Source organism: Rhodococcus sp. H-CA8f, from assembly GCF_002501585.1.
Taxonomy (GTDB): domain Bacteria; phylum Actinomycetota; class Actinomycetes; order Mycobacteriales; family Mycobacteriaceae; genus Rhodococcus_F; species Rhodococcus_F erythropolis.
Map to the genome: position 1 here is coordinate 613,132 of NZ_CP023720.1, position 15,184 is coordinate 628,315.

At 60.5% G+C, this 15,184-nt stretch carries 14 protein-coding genes and 1 pseudogene; 11 read left to right on the plus strand and 4 right to left on the minus strand.

The window, feature by feature from the left end:
* The first annotated feature begins 5 nt into the window (after positions 1–5).
* Together CPI83_RS02860 and CPI83_RS02865 are read left to right on the plus strand one after the other, a co-directional pair.
* The gene (locus CPI83_RS02860) at positions 6–1,094 is read left to right on the plus strand and encodes an S-(hydroxymethyl)mycothiol dehydrogenase (RefSeq protein ID WP_007730860.1); all 1,089 of its coding nucleotides are present in this window, start codon (positions 6–8) and stop codon (positions 1,092–1,094) included.
* Positions 1,091–1,717 carry an MBL fold metallo-hydrolase gene (locus CPI83_RS02865; protein WP_007730862.1) on the plus strand — a complete coding sequence of 209 codons (627 nt, stop codon included), beginning with the start codon at positions 1,091–1,093 and terminating at the stop codon, positions 1,715–1,717. The genes CPI83_RS02860 and CPI83_RS02865 overlap by 4 nt, the downstream gene beginning before the upstream one ends.
* Positions 1,718–1,766: 49 nt before the next feature.
* On the opposite strand, the gene CPI83_RS02870 is transcribed toward CPI83_RS02865, so the two are convergent.
* Positions 1,767–2,759, minus strand: coding sequence for a phosphotransferase (locus tag CPI83_RS02870; protein ID WP_097386745.1), 993 nt, complete (start codon positions 2,757–2,759; stop codon positions 1,767–1,769).
* A 742-nt stretch (positions 2,760–3,501) separates the two neighbouring features.
* Here CPI83_RS02870 and CPI83_RS31295 point away from each other — a divergent pair.
* Both CPI83_RS31295 and CPI83_RS02875 read left to right on the plus strand, forming a co-directional pair.
* The gene (locus CPI83_RS31295) at positions 3,502–3,636 is read left to right on the plus strand and encodes a hypothetical protein (RefSeq protein WP_019745682.1); all 135 of its coding nucleotides are present in this window, start codon (positions 3,502–3,504) and stop codon (positions 3,634–3,636) included.
* 519 nt (positions 3,637–4,155) lie between these two features.
* On the plus strand, positions 4,156–4,653 hold the full coding sequence (locus CPI83_RS02875) for a hypothetical protein (RefSeq protein WP_020971070.1): 498 nt from the start codon (positions 4,156–4,158) through the stop codon (positions 4,651–4,653).
* Positions 4,654–4,847: 194 nt separating this feature from the next.
* On the opposite strand, the gene CPI83_RS02880 is transcribed toward CPI83_RS02875, so the two are convergent.
* Positions 4,848–5,339 (minus strand): Lrp/AsnC family transcriptional regulator, encoded by a 492-nt coding sequence (locus CPI83_RS02880; RefSeq protein WP_042953153.1) that lies wholly within the window; start codon positions 5,337–5,339, stop codon positions 4,848–4,850.
* Positions 5,340–5,477: 138 nt separating this feature from the next.
* Between CPI83_RS02880 and CPI83_RS02885 the strand changes: the two genes are divergently transcribed.
* The 3 genes and pseudogenes from CPI83_RS02885 to CPI83_RS02895 all read left to right on the plus strand — a co-directional run bounded on the left by CPI83_RS02885 (position 5,478) and on the right by CPI83_RS02895 (position 8,957).
* Positions 5,478–6,209, plus strand: a complete 732-nt coding sequence (locus CPI83_RS02885) for a cyclase family protein (RefSeq protein WP_097386746.1) — start codon at positions 5,478–5,480, stop codon at positions 6,207–6,209.
* Positions 6,206–7,471 carry a kynureninase gene (gene kynU, locus CPI83_RS02890; protein WP_097386747.1) on the plus strand — a complete coding sequence of 422 codons (1,266 nt, stop codon included), beginning with the start codon at positions 6,206–6,208 and terminating at the stop codon, positions 7,469–7,471. Before CPI83_RS02885 ends, kynU begins: the two co-directional genes overlap by 4 nt.
* Positions 7,472–7,523: 52 nt before the next feature.
* Positions 7,524–8,957, plus strand: a pseudogene (locus CPI83_RS02895) (amino acid permease).
* Between the two features lie 13 nt (positions 8,958–8,970).
* On the opposite strand, the gene CPI83_RS02900 reads toward CPI83_RS02895, so the two are convergent.
* On the minus strand, positions 8,971–9,657 hold the full coding sequence (locus CPI83_RS02900) for a dienelactone hydrolase family protein (RefSeq protein WP_069145454.1): 687 nt from the start codon (positions 9,655–9,657) through the stop codon (positions 8,971–8,973).
* A gap of 47 nt (positions 9,658–9,704) precedes the next feature.
* Here CPI83_RS02900 and CPI83_RS02905 point away from each other — a divergent pair, with 47 nt between their 5' ends.
* From CPI83_RS02905 to CPI83_RS02920, 4 genes are all read left to right on the plus strand, one after another.
* Positions 9,705–10,676 carry a D-cysteine desulfhydrase family protein gene (locus tag CPI83_RS02905; RefSeq protein ID WP_232816848.1) on the plus strand — a complete coding sequence of 324 codons (972 nt, stop codon included), beginning with the start codon at positions 9,705–9,707 and terminating at the stop codon, positions 10,674–10,676.
* Complete coding sequence (locus CPI83_RS02910; RefSeq protein ID WP_097386748.1) at positions 10,673–11,530, plus strand: AraC family transcriptional regulator; 858 nt, start codon at positions 10,673–10,675, stop codon at positions 11,528–11,530. The genes CPI83_RS02905 and CPI83_RS02910 overlap by 4 nt, the downstream gene beginning before the upstream one ends.
* Before the next feature lie 95 nt (positions 11,531–11,625).
* A complete protein-coding gene (locus tag CPI83_RS02915) occupies positions 11,626–12,609 on the plus strand; it encodes an ABC transporter substrate-binding protein (RefSeq protein WP_060937855.1) in 984 nt (327 codons plus the stop codon).
* A 421-nt stretch (positions 12,610–13,030) separates the two neighbouring features.
* Positions 13,031–14,197: an alkane 1-monooxygenase gene (locus tag CPI83_RS02920; protein ID WP_097386749.1), complete on the plus strand. Its 1,167-nt coding sequence runs from the start codon at positions 13,031–13,033 to the stop codon at positions 14,195–14,197.
* Positions 14,198–14,235: 38 nt separating this feature from the next.
* On the opposite strand, the gene CPI83_RS02925 is transcribed toward CPI83_RS02920, so the two are convergent.
* On the minus strand, positions 14,236–15,183 hold the full coding sequence (locus tag CPI83_RS02925; protein WP_097386750.1) for a nuclear transport factor 2 family protein: 948 nt from the start codon (positions 15,181–15,183) through the stop codon (positions 14,236–14,238).
* Position 15,184: the final 1 nt, after the last annotated feature.

Sequence of the window (15,184 nt, forward strand, 5' to 3'; positions counted from 1 at the left end):
AAGCCATGCCACAGCAGGTACGCGGCGTCATCGCCCGATCCAAGGGTGCCCCCGTCGAAATCGTCCCCATCACGATTCCCGATCCCGGTGCCAACGAGGTAGTGGTCGCCATTGCAGCGTGCGGTGTGTGCCACACCGACCTGACCTACCGCGACGGCGGAATCAACGACGAGTACCCGTTCCTGCTCGGGCACGAGGCGTCGGGCATCGTCGAGAGCGTCGGCCCCGGTGTCACTCACGTCGAGGTGGGCGACTTCGTCGTCCTCAACTGGCGTGCCGTGTGCGGGCAGTGTCGTGCGTGTAAGCGTGGCCGCCCGCAGTACTGCTTCGACACGTTCAACGCCGAGCAGAAGATGACGCTCGAAGACGGCACCGAACTGACGCCGGCACTCGGCATCGGCGCATTCGCAGACAAGACGCTGGTTCACGAAGGCCAGTGCACCAAGGTCGACGCCTCGGCCGATCCGGCTGTCGTCGGACTGCTCGGTTGCGGTGTCATGGCCGGCATGGGTGCCGCGATGAACACCGGCAACGTCGGGCGCGGTGATTCAGTGGCCGTGATCGGGTGTGGCGGCGTCGGCGACGCAGCGATCATGGGTTCACGCCTGGCCGGTGCCAATACCATCATCGCCATCGACCGGGATCCGCGAAAGCTGGAGTGGGCCACGGAACTTGGTGCCACACACACGATCAATGCCACCGAGGTCGACGACGTCGTCGAGGCAGTCCAGGAGCTGACCGGAGGTTTCGGTGCCGACGTGGTTGTCGACGCAGTCGGTCGCCCGGAGACCTGGAAGCAGGCGTTCTACGCCCGCGACCTCGCGGGAACTGTAGTGCTGGTGGGTGTTCCGACGCCGGACATGAAGCTGGAAATGCCGCTGGTGGACTTCTTCTCACGCGGCGGAGCCCTCAAGTCGTCGTGGTACGGCGATTGCCTGCCCGAGCGTGACTTCCCCGTTCTGGTCGACCTGTACCAGCAGGGGCGTCTGCCGCTCGAGAAGTTCGTCAGTGAGCGCATCAAGCTCGACGAGGTGGAGAAGGCATTCGAGACGATGCACCGCGGCGAGGTCCTCCGTTCGGTGGTGGTCCTGTGACATTGCGAGTCGATCGTGTCGTCACCTCGGGCACGTTCAGCCTCGACGGCGGAACGTGGGACGTCGACAACAACATCTGGCTGATCGGTGACGACAACGAAGTGGTGATCGTCGACGCAGCTCACACCGCGCAGCCGATCATCGACGCTGTCGGCGGACGCAAGGTGATCGGAATCGTCTGCACCCACGGTCACAACGATCACGTCACCGTTGCGCCGGAGCTGGCCGAGAAGCTCGACGCTCCGATCTACCTGAACCCGGCCGACGATGTCCTCTGGGAGATGACTCACCCCGGGGTGAAGCATCTGAGCTTGGAAGATGATCAGCGTATTGCTGTGGCGGGCACGGATATTCTGGCCATCCACACACCCGGCCATTCGCCGGGGTCGACGTGCCTCTACCTGCCGGAGGCCGGCGAACTGTTCAGCGGCGACACCTTGTTCTCCGGTGGTCCCGGTGCTACCGGGCGGTCGTACTCCGACTTCCCGACCATCATCGGGTCCATTCGCGACAAGCTGTTCGCGCTCCCCGCCGAGACCAAGGTTCACACCGGTCACGGCGACGGCACGACGATCGGTACCGAGGCGCCGCATCTCGAAGAATGGATCCGCGCCGGATCCTGATGTGATCAGAAGTGAAGTGGGGACGCCGGTACCGGCGTCCCCACTTTTGTCACAACGCTGATGCCCAACCGGCGGTGTCGTTCTCACCCGGGATTGCCATCAGGCCGTGCCACAGTTCGAGGATCTCGAACCATTCTGTCTCGGATCGGCTGAGGGGACGTACAGATTCGTAGCCGGCGCGCAGGCTCTGCCGTACCGCGATCGGTGTCGGTCGCCAATCGGTGAACAGGGTGCCCAGATAGACGCTTGCCTTGGCCAGGTCGCTCACCCGGTGGTCGATCACCACGTCGTCGAAGTCGAGTACTCCGGTGGTCCGAGAGTTTCGAGTCAAGATGTTGGCTGCGCGGAAGTCGTTGTGTACCAGTTGAGTTTGGTCATCGAGCTCGGACGCACGCGCCAGGAGGCCCACGAGCCTACGCGTTGCCTCAGACGCGAACCCGCGGTCGAAATTCTCGAGCCAACCACCGATGCGCTCCTTCAACCCGGTGCTGCGCGACGAGAAAACCGATCCGTCGACATGGGTGGCGCCGAGCGTTCGGTGTATTTCTGCCAGACATGCTCCTGCCGAACGGACCGCCGCGTGGTCCTGTACGTTCAACCAATCTCCCGCCAACTCCGGCAGTACGGTGAATGACACTGCGCACGAAGGAACTTCCAGTGTTTCCCGGACCAGCAGTGTTTCCCGGTCCAGCAGTATTTCCCGGTCCAATCCGTTCAGGGATGTGATCGGCGACGGAACGGGCACGCCCTGCGCGGCGAGTGCGCTCAGCAGGCGCGTCGACGCCTCCAGGTTCGCGAAGCGCTCTGTGGCGCGCGACCACTTCACCACCAGCCCACCTCGGTCGCTCGCAACCCACACAATCGCGTTCTGGTCACTGATCGCCATTCGCGAGCACTCGAGGGCCGTCAATCCCCAAGTCTGCTCGAGTACCGCCGAGACCCAATGGGTGGCTGCGCCAAAGCTGTTGAATCCGAATCGCTCCTCCAGAGCGGCTTCCGGCTCCACCGACTCCCAGAGCATGGACAACCCGAGTGGCAACATGCTGTCCGACTCTAGTGCGGTGGAGGATATCTGAGTAACGTGTCGTGCTTTGCCATTCCTGGCTAACGAATAAGTTTGGGGTTCGACGAAAGAGCCTGGTAGATCATACTTTAACACTAGTTTGGCTGGCACTTTCGAATGATCTTTTGTGACTGTAGTCGGTCTGCCTCAAAAAAACTGATATCTGTTCTAGTGTGGCTCTGCGGTGACGAACGGAAAGTGGAATCAGGTTTTGACGAAGTCTTGATTCCATGAAGCCTGTGAACTTCGGGCGTCGTGGTGCGGTGCAATCGACACAGGCTCATGTTGCTGCGAGCTGAGAATCTGACACGGCGAATGGCGCGTGTCGCGGAACGAGAGGTAGGAGCGCACGATGTCAGCTGACCTTCTGGCTGCACTGAGGACCCTGATTACCGGGGTGGCACCCATTCTTGGGGGCTCAATAGACATTTTGAACACGATGTCTACCAACGACTATTCGAACGAAGGGTGAGCGGTATGGAATCCGTCGCAGAGGCGACGTCATCGTTGGGCGAGACAGTTGTCCAGATGCTGCCGACATTGTTTTTCATGTTGATTCAACGTCCACTCGAACTTTCGATGGGCTTCTGAGGGGAAGGTAAGGCATGTCGCTTCAGCCAATTATGAGTGATTCTTTGGGGCTTGCTGCAATGGTGTGGCCTGCTCTCTCTGAATACCTCACCGCATTTCTGATCTCTCTATCCTGAGAAGGAGTACAAAGATGTCGTCAGACTACTGGGCAGGGATGGTCAATCTCATGTCGAGTTTCGTTGGGGTTGTATTGTTCGGCCTCAGCACTGCTTCCGCCGAAGGTGCGGGCTGGTCCAGCGCAGAGTCGCTCAGCGCCGGCAGGTGACGCCACTTGATTGGTGGACGAATTCACCAATCTCGTAGCTCGAAAGATGTTTCGGCACAAGTGTTTTCTGAAGTTGATTGATGAGGTGGGCGCACGTGGTGCGCCCACCTCTCTTCGTGCAATCGAACGCTGGTGATTGTGCCGAGGAAGTGTTGCATGAGCGTCTTCGCTATCTGACTGCCTGTGTGGCTGGCGGGACCACATCCTGCGCCCTAGTGGCAACGAAGGATCTCGAAAAGTGATGTTGTGCAACATTTTTGAGAATGTCTAAATCGCCGACAAGCGTAAAAAAGTGCATATAGTGTATGTAGCACGACGGTTAGTTCAGTTCACGGCCGGAGCGTCGAACTGCCGAGTGCCCAAGACGGGGAAACTCAGATCATCGCCACAGCTGCATGAACCATGTGTCTTCCCTGCGCTCTGAATGGCGTGCAAACAGGAGGTTTCCGAGCCGCACAGTGGACAGAAGATTCGAATAGCGATTCGTTCGCGTTTCATCTACGAAAGGTGTTCACAGTCATGGGATTTAAGAGAGTCGGAATTGGTGCGGGTGTTCTTGCGTCCGCCGCTGCCCTCGCGTTCGCAGGAACCGCTTCTGCCGCTCCCGCGGTCGAGGCCGTACCTACCGCTGATTACCAGCTGTGTGGCAATGTTTACAGCGGTGCGGGGTTGGAGTACAACGCCGCACCACCGGCGGCCGCACAAGGTGTCTCCGGGGTCGTAATCTCCGGCGTGATTAGCACGGCACCCTCCACGACGTATACCGCGACCACCGATTCAGCGGGGCGTTACTGTATCCAGGCTCCGAATACGATGAAGGCTGATGTACTGGGCGGAGCCACGGTCAAGCTCACTGCCGGCACCCCGCCGTCACCGTTCACCACCATCACCAACAATCCGTGGAAGAGTGCAGCAGTTTTCGGGACTACGAACATCGGAACGATCATTTTTGCAGCGCATCAGTACGGATCGCTCAGTTCCAACTCGGCGTACCACTTTAATTTCGTTGCCTCGTAGATAATCCGTCGACTGATTTGACCGAGCGACATCTTGAGTCCGCACGTGAGGTCTGACTGTCGGCTGACGAGGTAGTTCAAGGATGGGGTGGGTGCAATCCAATGCACCCACCCCGTTTCACTTGTGCTCACATGATCGAACGGCAGCCAGACGACTGGTGCGATCGATCGACGATGATTGCTGTGCCCTGCGGTTCAGTCACCCTGCCGCAGTTCGCTGAAGATCAAGTTGGTCTGGGTATTGGCGATGGCCGGATCGTTGAGGTGCGCGCTGACGAAATCGCGAAGCCGAGTGGGAGATTCACACGAGACGTGCACCAGGAGATCACGGTCCCCACTCATCAGGAACACTCGCTGAACGGAATCCAGTCCGCTCAGGTGCTCGGCAATTTCCGTCATCCGGCTCCTGGCGTGGGAGTGAATCAGAATCGACACCATCGCCGAGATCTCGAGGCCGAGTAGCTCGAGGTCTATGTCTGCGTGAAACCCCTTGATGACGCCCGATTCGCGTAGCGCACGCATCCGCGCCAGAGCGGTCGACGGCGCTATCCCGACCTTCTCGGCGAGTGCATTGTTGGGGATGCGTGCATCCCGGACGAGTTCGCGGAGAATCGCCGTATCGACGTCGTCGAGCCGAACATGATTCGGCCGAGCTGCGGCAGCTGCCCGTTCGATCGCACTAATCATCCGATTTCTCCCTGCCGTCGCGAAAATATTCAGCATCTATTGACCGCGCCCGTCGATGATCCTAGCTTTTGCCAAACACATCGAATTATCAAACGGTCGAGATCGACACAGTCGACTGTTGCGGACGAAGGGGTCTGGATGCTTCCGAGGATCGGCCGACACGCGGGCGACGGACACACGGGCGACTGGGTGGCACGGTTGATCGACATCAGCCCGCCGATCTCCGAATCGACGCCCGTGTGGCCAGGCGATACCGCCTTCACCCGCGCTGTCACGTCAGACCTCGGCGGCAGTGACGCCGTCACCATCAACCGAATCACCACCACTCCTCATATCGGTGCTCACGCCGATGCGCCGGCGCACACCCGCATCGGCGGTGCGCCCATCGGTTCTGTTCCCCTCGAGCCCTATCTCGGCGAAGCACTGGTGGTCGACATGACGGGCGTCGACGGTGCCGCATGCATCGGGCCCGTCGAAGAGACGGTGGAGCGACTCGGCGGGCATCTGCCGCAGCGGCTGATTCTGAGGACCTACCCGAAGTACCCGCGCGAGTGGGACAACGACTTCGCCGGGGTTTCTCCGGAGCTGACCCACTGGTTCGCCGACCGCGGTGGAGTTCTGATCGGAATCGACGGCGCCTCGTTCGATCCGATGGACAGCAAGACCATGGACGGGCACCACGCGGCAAGCGATCGTGGCGTCGCGATCCTCGAAGGACTGTGCCTCGACGAGGTCGACGAAGGCTACTACGAGTTGATCGCACTGCCGCTGAAGTTCCTCGACCTCGATGCCAGCCCGGTACGGGGCGTGCTCCGGACTCTGCCTTCATCACCCTCAACGCCGACACATGCAGGAGAAGAATCGTCATGACATCGACAACCACCCTTTCGTTGGAAGACTGCGTCAAGGCCGACGCAGTGGATCCCCTGTGGGAGTTCCGCCGCGAGTTCGCGATTCCGGAGGGCGTTCTCTACTTCGACGGAAACTCGCTCGGCGCGCGTCCCATTGCCGCACAGGAATGCGCCGCGAGAGTGATCGGCGACGAGTGGGGCAACGGCTTGGTTCGCAGTTGGAACGAGGCTGGATGGTTCGACCTCCCGGTCCGCCTCGGTGACAAACTTGCCCCGTTGCTGGGAGCAGGTGAAGGCGAAGTGGTAGTGACGGATTCGACGTCGATCAACCTGTTCAAGGCATTGGCCTCCGCACTGTCCATCGCGGCTGCACAGGATCCCAGCCGGAAGGTGATCGTCTCCGAGCGCGACAATTTCCCCACTGACCTCTACATTGCGGAGGGCATCATCTCGCTGCTCGATCAGGGATACGAACTACGCCTGATCGACCAACCGGGCGACCTCACCGAAGCAGTAGGACCAGACACCGCCGTAGTGATGTTGTCGCACGTCAACTACCGCACCGGAAACCTGTATGCGATGACGGAAGTCACTGCAGCAGTGCAGGAACGTGGCGCCCTCATGATCTGGGATCTCGCACACTCGGCCGGCGCCGTCACTGTCGATCTGAGCGGCGCCGACGCCGACTTCGCGGTCGGGTGTACGTACAAGTACCTCAATGGTGGTCCGGGTTCACCTGCATTCATCTGGGTCAACCGTCGCCATCAGAACACCGGAATCCAGCCGCTGTCCGGGTGGTGGGGGCACGCGCGACCGTTCGCGATGGAGTCGGCCTACGAACCGGGCGCAGGAATACGACGGTTTCTGAGTGGTACTCAACCCATCACGTCGTTGTCACTCGTCGAATGTGGTCTCGACGTCATGCTCAAAGCTGACATGGCCGACATCCGCAGCAAGTCGCTCGCGCTGGCCGATCTCTTCATCAACCTCGTCGAGGAGCGTTGCGCTGCCTACGGTTTGGAGTTGATCACGCCGCGTGAGCACGAGCGTCGTGGCTCGCACGTGAGTTTTGTTCATCCCGAGGGCTATTCCATCATGAAGGCTCTCATCGCGCGGGGCGTCATCGGCGACTACCGCGAACCAGGAGTGCTGAGGTTCGGTATCACTCCGCTCTATCTCGGATACGCCGACGTGTGGAACGCCGTCGACGTGTTGCGAGACATCCTCGAGAACAAGTCCTGGGATCATCCCGAATTCCGCGAGCGCGACGCAGTCACCTGATTCTTCCAAGTTTCCGCGGACCGGAAGGTACCGCCTTTCGCAAGGAGCTTTCATGAGTGATTTCAAAAACATTCAGCAGCGAGAATCAGGTCTCAAACGCGAACTCGGCCCCAAGCAGATGAGCATGATCGCGCTCGGCGGTGCAATCGGCACCGGACTCTTCCTCGGTAGTAAGTTCGCCATCGGATTTGCCGGCCCGAGCGTCATCATCAGTTACGCGATCGGAGGGTTGATCGCCCTGCTGCTGATGGGTGCCCTCGCCGAAATGACCGTCGCACATGCGACATCAGGTTCGTTCGGTGCGTACGCAGAGTTCTACGTCGGACCGTTGATCGGCTTCCTCGTTCGCTATCTCTACTGGTCTTGCATCGTCCTCGCGGTCGGTACCGAGGTCACCGCGATCGGTGAATACATGCAGTTCTGGTTCGCCGACGTACCGTCGTGGCTGTGGATCGTGTTGTTCTCCGGAGTGCTGATCGGCGTGAACATGTTCAACGTCAAGGCCTTCGGAACGATGGAGTACTGGTTTTCGACGATCAAGGTCTTCGCGATCGTGGCATTCATCGTGATGGCAGCGTACGTCGTGTTCGGTAGCGGGAACCCGGACTAGGGATTCCACAACTACACGGCCGGTGGCGGATTCTTTCCGAATGGTTTGTCCGGCATGTGGTTTGCCGTGATCGTATCGATCTTCAGCTACTTGAGCATCGAGATGATCGCCATTGCGGCCGGTGAGGCGGAAAACCCCGCGGTGGCGGTGAAGAAGGCGTTCCGTGTGACGATCGTCCGGCTGTTCGTCTTCTACATCGCAACTCTTGCTTTGATTCTGGCAATTGCTCCGATGGACAAGATCTTGAGCGGCGGAAGCCCTTTCGTCACGGTGATGCAGGTCGTGAAGATTCCGGGCGCAGACAGTGTGCTGAACTTCGTGGTGATCATTGCCGCGCTGTCCGCGATGAACAGTCAGTTGTACGTGTCTTCGCGAATGATGTTCTCGCTCTAGCGTGCTGGTGACGCGCCGGCCATTCTCGGCAAGGTCAGGGCCAACGGCTCGCCGGTCAACGCCTTGCTGCTGTCGACGTCGGGCATCGCCGTCGCGACCATCGTCTACGTTCTCTTTCCCGAGCAGGCATTCACGTTGATGATCTCGTTGTCGATGTTCGGAGCGATGGCGACGTGGCTGCTGATCTTCGTGACGCACTGGTTCTTTCGCAAGCGGATGAAGGAGGACGGAACCAAACTTTCCTTCACGATTCCGTTCTTTCCGGTGGGAACAATCCTCGGCGGAGTCCTCATGGTCGCGATTCTGATCACCACGCTGTGGGTCGACGATTTCAAGATGACGCTGGTGTTCGGGGTGCCGTTTGTTCTTGCCGTGATCGGCATCTACTACTTCACCCGATCACGTCGGGCGCAGAGTCGAGCGGTAACGGCTGAACAGGTTCAGGACGAGATCACCGGCACGGTGGTCAAGCGGGTGCCCTGACTCGCATTGGGAATCACAGGGTTTCGGCGAAGAACTCCATAGTGCGGGTCCAGGCGAGGGCAGCAGAATCCGGGGCGTAGTGGCTGGTCGAAGTGTCGTTGTTGAACGCGTGGCCGGCGTCGGCATAGCGGTACACCCGGGCGAGATCGGACGCGGTTGCGCGCAATTGCTCGACGCTCTCCGGCGGGATACTCGGATCGAGGTCGCCGTAGTGACCGAGCCACGGGACCTGCAGTTGCGCTGCAAGTTCGGTGCCTGCCGCGATTCCGTCCCATCGGGCCTCGGCGACACCGCCGCCGTAGTACGTGACAGCGGAATCGACGAGGGGTACCGCGGCACACCACAGTGACGCGGTGCCGCCCATGCAGAATCCGAGGGAGCCGACTCTGTCTGCTCCCTCGGATCGGCTGTAGTCGACGGCGGCACGTACGTCGTGGCCGATGCTTGTGCTGTCGAGTGCCATGAGCGCATCCTTCGCGGACGGGAAGTCGGTGAAGGAGGTCTGTGCGCCGCGGTGGTAGAGATGCGGGGCGACGGCAAGGTAGCCGGCGTCGGCGAGGCGTTCGAGGATGCTCTCGATGTGTTGGTTCACGCCCCACGCTTCTTGGAGAACTACTACCGCATGTCTCGGTTCACTCGGCGAATCCGGTCGGCTGACGGTCAGCGGTACGTCACGTGTGGTCGTCGTGAAAGTTCCCATGTCCCGACTGTATGCGAGTACGGACTGTATTCGAGTACGGACTGTGGGTGCCCGGTCGAACTAGACTCGTCGAATGTTCAGTTCCGACGTTCCGCCGATCAGCCTGGGCAGTTGGCCGACGCCCGTCGAACCTTTGGCGCGTTGCGCGAAGGCACTCGGATTGGGGGCCGGAAGACCTGTGGATCAAACGTGACGATGTCACCGGACTAGGCGGTGGCGGCAACAAGATCCGAAAGCTGCAGTACACCTGCGCTCAGGCTTTGGCCGTCGGCGCGACGACTTTGATCACTACCGGTGCACCGCAAAGCAATCACGCTCGGTTGACTGCATCCGCAGCAGCCCGTTTGGGATTGCGTTGTGTGCTGGTGCTCGGTGGTGCCGAGCCGGAATCCGCGCAGGGAAATCTCGTTCTGGATGCACTCGCGGGCGCTGAGATCGTCTGGGCCGGTGGGGACAGGGCATCCGCGGTCGACGCCGCGGTGCAGGCCGTCGCTGACTCGGGCGGAGTTCCTTTTGTCATTCCCTTCGGTGGTACCAGCGCGGTGGCCGCGCAGGGTTACGTCGACTGCGCACGCGAGATCGAGCAGCAACTCCCCGGAGTGGAACGCGTCGTGGTTGCACTCGGATCGGGCGGAACGATGGCTGGACTTGTCGCGCATCTGGGCGTCGACAGAGTTGTCGGCGTCGATGTCGGGGCTGTTGCCGATCCAGTGTCGACTGTCGTTGGGTTATTGGACGAGATGCCTGGTCCGACCGTGCGAGCCGCGGATCTTCAGATCCTGCGAAACCAAGTTGGACAAGGATATTCGACGCTCACGGAAGCATCAGCCGGCGCGATCCGATGTTTGGCTCGTACGGAGGGCATCTTCCTCGACCCGACGTACACCGGCCGAGCCTTTGCGGGATTGATCCAACTCGTGAAGGACAAAGCCATCACGGCGGGATCAGAAACGGTCTTCCTGCACACCGGTGGGTTACCTGGCCTGTTCGGACATCCCGAACTGTCGACGCTGCGGTGAGCGAGCAGATCGACTACCCGCTCAGCAGCCCGCTCGACGAGCTGTCCGAGTGGCAACGCGTCGTGCGACCGCTGCGCGTCAGTGCCGACGGGTATCTGCGTTTGGCGACCAATCGGCTGTCAGTCGATTCGGACTATACGTGGGAGATGCACCGCCACAGCGATCACGAATTGCTGTGGGCGATCGACGGTGTTCTCGAGGTCCGTACTCCGAAGACTGTGTACACGGTGCCGAGTGGGGTCAGTCTATGGATCCCGTCCTATGTTCCCCACGAGGTGACGGCGCGTAGCGGCACAGAATTGTCGTGCACGTGGTTGGTGGCATCCGATGTGACCGGGTTGGATCGTGTGGTGGCCTTGTCCACCCCTCCGCTGCTCGAACAAGTACTCGATCACCTCACCCGAGACGACTTGACCGACGCGGCTCGTCGACGAGCCGAGGCGTTTGCCATCGACCTCGTCGAACCCGTTCCGCGACTGATTTTCGATGTGCCGCTGCCGACGACGCCGTGGCTTCGGCAGATCGCAGATCAGTTGGTTGCCAGCCCGGCCGACACCCGATCGGTCGAGGAGTGGGCCACCGACGCGAAGGTCAGTACGAGGACCCTCACACGAAGGTTTCCGGCCGAAACTGGATTGACCTTCTCGGAATGGCGTATGCGACTGCGGGCTCATCATGCGATGCAACTTCTGGCACTCGGTCGAAGCATCTCGTTTGTATCGAGGAAGACGGGTTTCCGTTCCGAAAGCGCGTTCGGTGCGGCTTTTCGTCGGACGATGGGTGTGACCCCGGGGGAGTTCGCAAGCCTGATCGATCATCCGCGCGCGCCAATGACCGATTGGCTACAGGACTAGTCCGAACAGCGACTCAAAGCGCCTCGATCGGACTTGTGTCGTGCCACAGAATGAACTTAGGGTTGGCTAAACAATCACCTCTGTAGGAGTTCTGCGTGCGCGCAATTCGATCATTTTCTTTCGGTTCCAGAGTCATCGCAGCGGCGGCAGTTGCCGTTGTCGGTGCGATGGCGGTGACTGGCTGTTCCTCGTCATCGGCCGACTCCGAGCCGACGGACGTCCGGACGGTTGCCTCGGCATACGGGGACATCGAGGTTCCTGCCTCGCCGGAGCGCGTCGTCGCCGCGTCGTACGACACTCCTTGGCAGCTCATGTCCCTCGGAGTGAAACCGGCTGCTGTGCAGGACTACGGCAAGTGGATCAGTGAATTCACGCCCGAGCAGCAGGCCTTCGTCGACGGGCTCCCGACCATCGGGCCGTACGGGGAAATGAACTTCGAAGCGATCGCTGCGGCAGATCCCGACATCATCGTCGGCGACGCCGACGAAGTGGACCAAGCGGCGTTCGACCGTCTGTCTGGCATTGCGCCCACTGTCATCGTCAAGGGCGAGAGTCGAGGTGACTGGAAGACGATCACCACGGAGATCGCCGAGGCGATCGGCAAGACGGACGTGCTCGAGTCGACGCGCACTGCTTACGAAGAGAATCTCGAACTTGTTCGTGGCGAGTACGCGGACGTGATCGCGAACAACAAGTGGATTCACATTTCGCTCGGAGACGCACCCGGCGCTTTCTCGGTTCAGCAGCCCACTGGTGCGATCGGCAATTTGGTCGTCAACGAACTCGGATTGGCGTACGGGCCCGGTGTTCCGACCAATTACACCGATGCCGGATACGAGTCCTACCCGATGGAGCAGCTGGCCGACATCATGAACGGTGTGACGGTCGTGCTGTATCCCCTGAATGCGGACGGATCGACCAATGCGGCGGTTCAAGCGGTCCTCGACGACAACCTCTTCACGAGGCTGCCGGCGGCGCAGGCTGGCCACGTCTTCGGATTGCAGTCGAGTGTCACAGATTTCGTGACCGCGAACGGTTGGCTGAACGAAGTGAAAACGAAGGTGTTTGCAACGCTCTGACGCTTGCTCACCTTTTGACTGCGCGCCCGCAACTGACCAGTTGAGGGCGCGCAGTCTTTTTGGTTGCCGCTCCGGGTGAGAACCCTGTCCTCTGCTTATGATTTCTGTCACGGCTGGTTACCGTTACTTCGTTGAACCGGACCAGGGCTGGTCTTGCCAGACCCTTGACGTTTCGAGGCGCGGCAAAAGGTTGATGCGGTGTCCATTGCCGCAGATCGATGGGGTATTTTGTCCGAATCAGCTGTCGGGGTGAACAGTGGCTACTCGGGGGAGAGCGCGTGCCGGACATGTGTCCCGGTCGGGTTTCCAGTAGGGCGTCGTGCGTTCACGGCCACATCCGTCAGCGCGCGAGTCGTGGTTTGCTGAGCGTGAACGGTGCGTGGGGCGAATCGTTCGAGGGGACGAAAGGCGAGATCGGCGAATGACAGCGACTTCCGACGCACGGCATACCGAATCGAAGGCTGTCCAGAACACCGACTCGCCGTCTGGCGAAAACCCGCGCTGGCGCGACCGCAAAAGGTACCTGTGGCCGCTCGGATTGCTGATTCCACTCAGCCCGTTCATCTCCTGGTTTCTCGTCGACAACCTTCGTCTCGGATTGTTCTGGGCGACCGGCGCGTGGCTCCTGGTCATCGTCATCCCGATCATCGACATGTTGGCTGGTGAAGACGGCGAAAGTCCGCCGGACGATGCGATCCCACAACTGCAGAAGGACCGCTACTACCGCTGGTGCACTTACGCGTTCCTCCCCTTGCAATACGCCGGTCTGGTCTTCGCCTGCTGGTGCTGGATCAACGCTCCGATGGGAATCGCGGAAAAGATCGCGATGTCGTTCACGGTGGGTGTCGTCGCCGGCGTCGGTATCAACGCGGCCCACGAGCTCGGCCACAAGAGCGAGAAGAGCGAACAGTGGCTCGCGAAAGTGGCGCTTGCGCAATCTCTCTACGGGCACTTCTACGTGGAACACAATTTCGGCCACCATGTGCGTGTAGCTACTCCGCAGGACCCGGCCAGCTCACGGTTCGGTGAGAGCTTCTGGAGGTTCTTGCCACGAAGTGTCTTCGGCGGGCTGCGTTCGGCATGGCGCATCGAGAGCGCGCGACTCCAGAGGAAAGGCAAACGAACCTGGAGCTTCGAGAACAATATTCTCAACGCTTGGGCGATGAGTGTTGTCCTCTTCGCGACGCTGATCGGTATCTTCGGTTGGGAGGTCGCGCCCTGGCTCCTGCTGCAGGCAGTTGCCGGATTCACCTTCCTCGAAGCGGCGAACTACCTCGAGCATTACGGTCTGCTGCGTGGCAAGCGTGCTGACGGCTCGTACGTTCGCGCCAGCCCCGCTGACAGTTGGAACAGCGATCACGTCGTGAGCAATCTGTTTCTCTACCAACTGCAGCGGCACAGCGATCACCACGCCAACCCGAAGCTGCGGTACCAAAGTCTGCGTAGCGCGGCCGAAGCGCCGCAACTTCCGGCCGGCTACGCAGTGATGATCGTGATCGCGTGGATTCCACCACTGTGGCGCCGGGTGATGGATCAGAGATTGTTGGACTACTACGACGGCGACACAGAACGAATCAACGTCGGCTGATCACGTAGCCGTCCGCTGAACTGTTCGGAGTTGTCGTCTCAGCGACCGTCATCCCACACGGTGTTACCGCTTGCGGTCGTCGAAGGGTAGTCCTGGACCGCGTCCCAGTGTTCGACAATTTTGCCGTTCTCGTCGAATCGGAAGATGTCCATCGAGCCGCTGCCGGCCGTTCCCTCACCGGACGAAGCGAAGGTCTGAACAAAGACGAAGTCGCCCTCGGCTACCGTCCGTGGAAACTTGGTGGCCTTGTCTCCGGTAACGGGTTCGATCCCGGCCAGTGCGGTGACAAATGCGTCCTTGCCGTCAGCGAACGAGAGGTTGTGCTGGGTGTAGGTCGGGCCGACCAGCTGGTCGGCAGCCTCGGCGGCTTTGCCCTCGTTGAAGGCGAGCTGCAGGAACGTCAACGCGTTGGCCGTGTTGCGCTCCAAGACTTCTGACGACTTGGACGGCGACGAGGTGGGTCCGTCGAACATCGTGTTCGGATTTGCGGACGTTTCCGGCACGTCTTGAATGGCATCCCAGTGTTCGACGATCTTGCCGTTGTCGACGCGGAAGATGTCGAACACGGCCTGGCCGCGGTCGCCGGGTGCAGACGTGGTGTGAGACTGGAGGGCAACCAGATCGCCCTCGGCGAAAACACGAGTGATCTCGGCGTGTAATCCGGGTGTGGCCTCGACGTAACCGCCTATGCCGCTGACAAATCCGGCTGCCCCGTCGGCGGCAGTGGGGTTGTGTTGGATGTAGACGTCGCCAAGGTACCGGTCGGCGGCTTGCTGTACCTGACGGCCGTTGAACGCCAGTTCGTAGAAGTCCGTGACGACGGTCTTGTTGGATTCGAGTTGATCGCCCTGTTCGGCGACAACGGTCGTGGACGTCGCAGAACTGCTGGGCGTTGCGGATTCCGCGTCGTTGGAGCACGCGGTGAGCAGGAGGGCGGCGGCAGCGGGAACAGCGATCCAGGCTGCGCGCCTACGAAGGTTGCTCATG

Excerpts from the sequence above, each read along its gene's own strand:
- CPI83_RS02860 (WP_007730860.1), top strand. The coding sequence starts at position 6 with ATGCCACAGCAGGTACGCGGCGTCATCGCCCGATCCAAGGGTGCCCCC.
- CPI83_RS02870 (WP_097386745.1), bottom strand. The coding sequence starts at position 2,759 with ATGTTGCCACTCGGGTTGTCCATGCTCTGGGAGTCGGTGGAGCCGGAA.
- CPI83_RS31295 (WP_019745682.1), top strand. The coding sequence starts at position 3,502 with ATGTCGTCAGACTACTGGGCAGGGATGGTCAATCTCATGTCGAGTTTC.
- CPI83_RS02875 (WP_020971070.1), top strand. The coding sequence starts at position 4,156 with ATGGGATTTAAGAGAGTCGGAATTGGTGCGGGTGTTCTTGCGTCCGCC.
- CPI83_RS02880 (WP_042953153.1), bottom strand. The coding sequence starts at position 5,339 with ATGATTAGTGCGATCGAACGGGCAGCTGCCGCAGCTCGGCCGAATCAT.
- CPI83_RS02885 (WP_097386746.1), top strand. The coding sequence starts at position 5,478 with ATGCTTCCGAGGATCGGCCGACACGCGGGCGACGGACACACGGGCGAC.
- kynU (WP_097386747.1), top strand. The coding sequence starts at position 6,206 with ATGACATCGACAACCACCCTTTCGTTGGAAGACTGCGTCAAGGCCGAC.
- CPI83_RS02900 (WP_069145454.1), bottom strand. The coding sequence starts at position 9,657 with ATGGGAACTTTCACGACGACCACACGTGACGTACCGCTGACCGTCAGC.
- CPI83_RS02920 (WP_097386749.1), top strand. The coding sequence starts at position 13,031 with ATGACAGCGACTTCCGACGCACGGCATACCGAATCGAAGGCTGTCCAG.
- CPI83_RS02925 (WP_097386750.1), bottom strand. The coding sequence starts at position 15,183 with ATGAGCAACCTTCGTAGGCGCGCAGCCTGGATCGCTGTTCCCGCTGCC.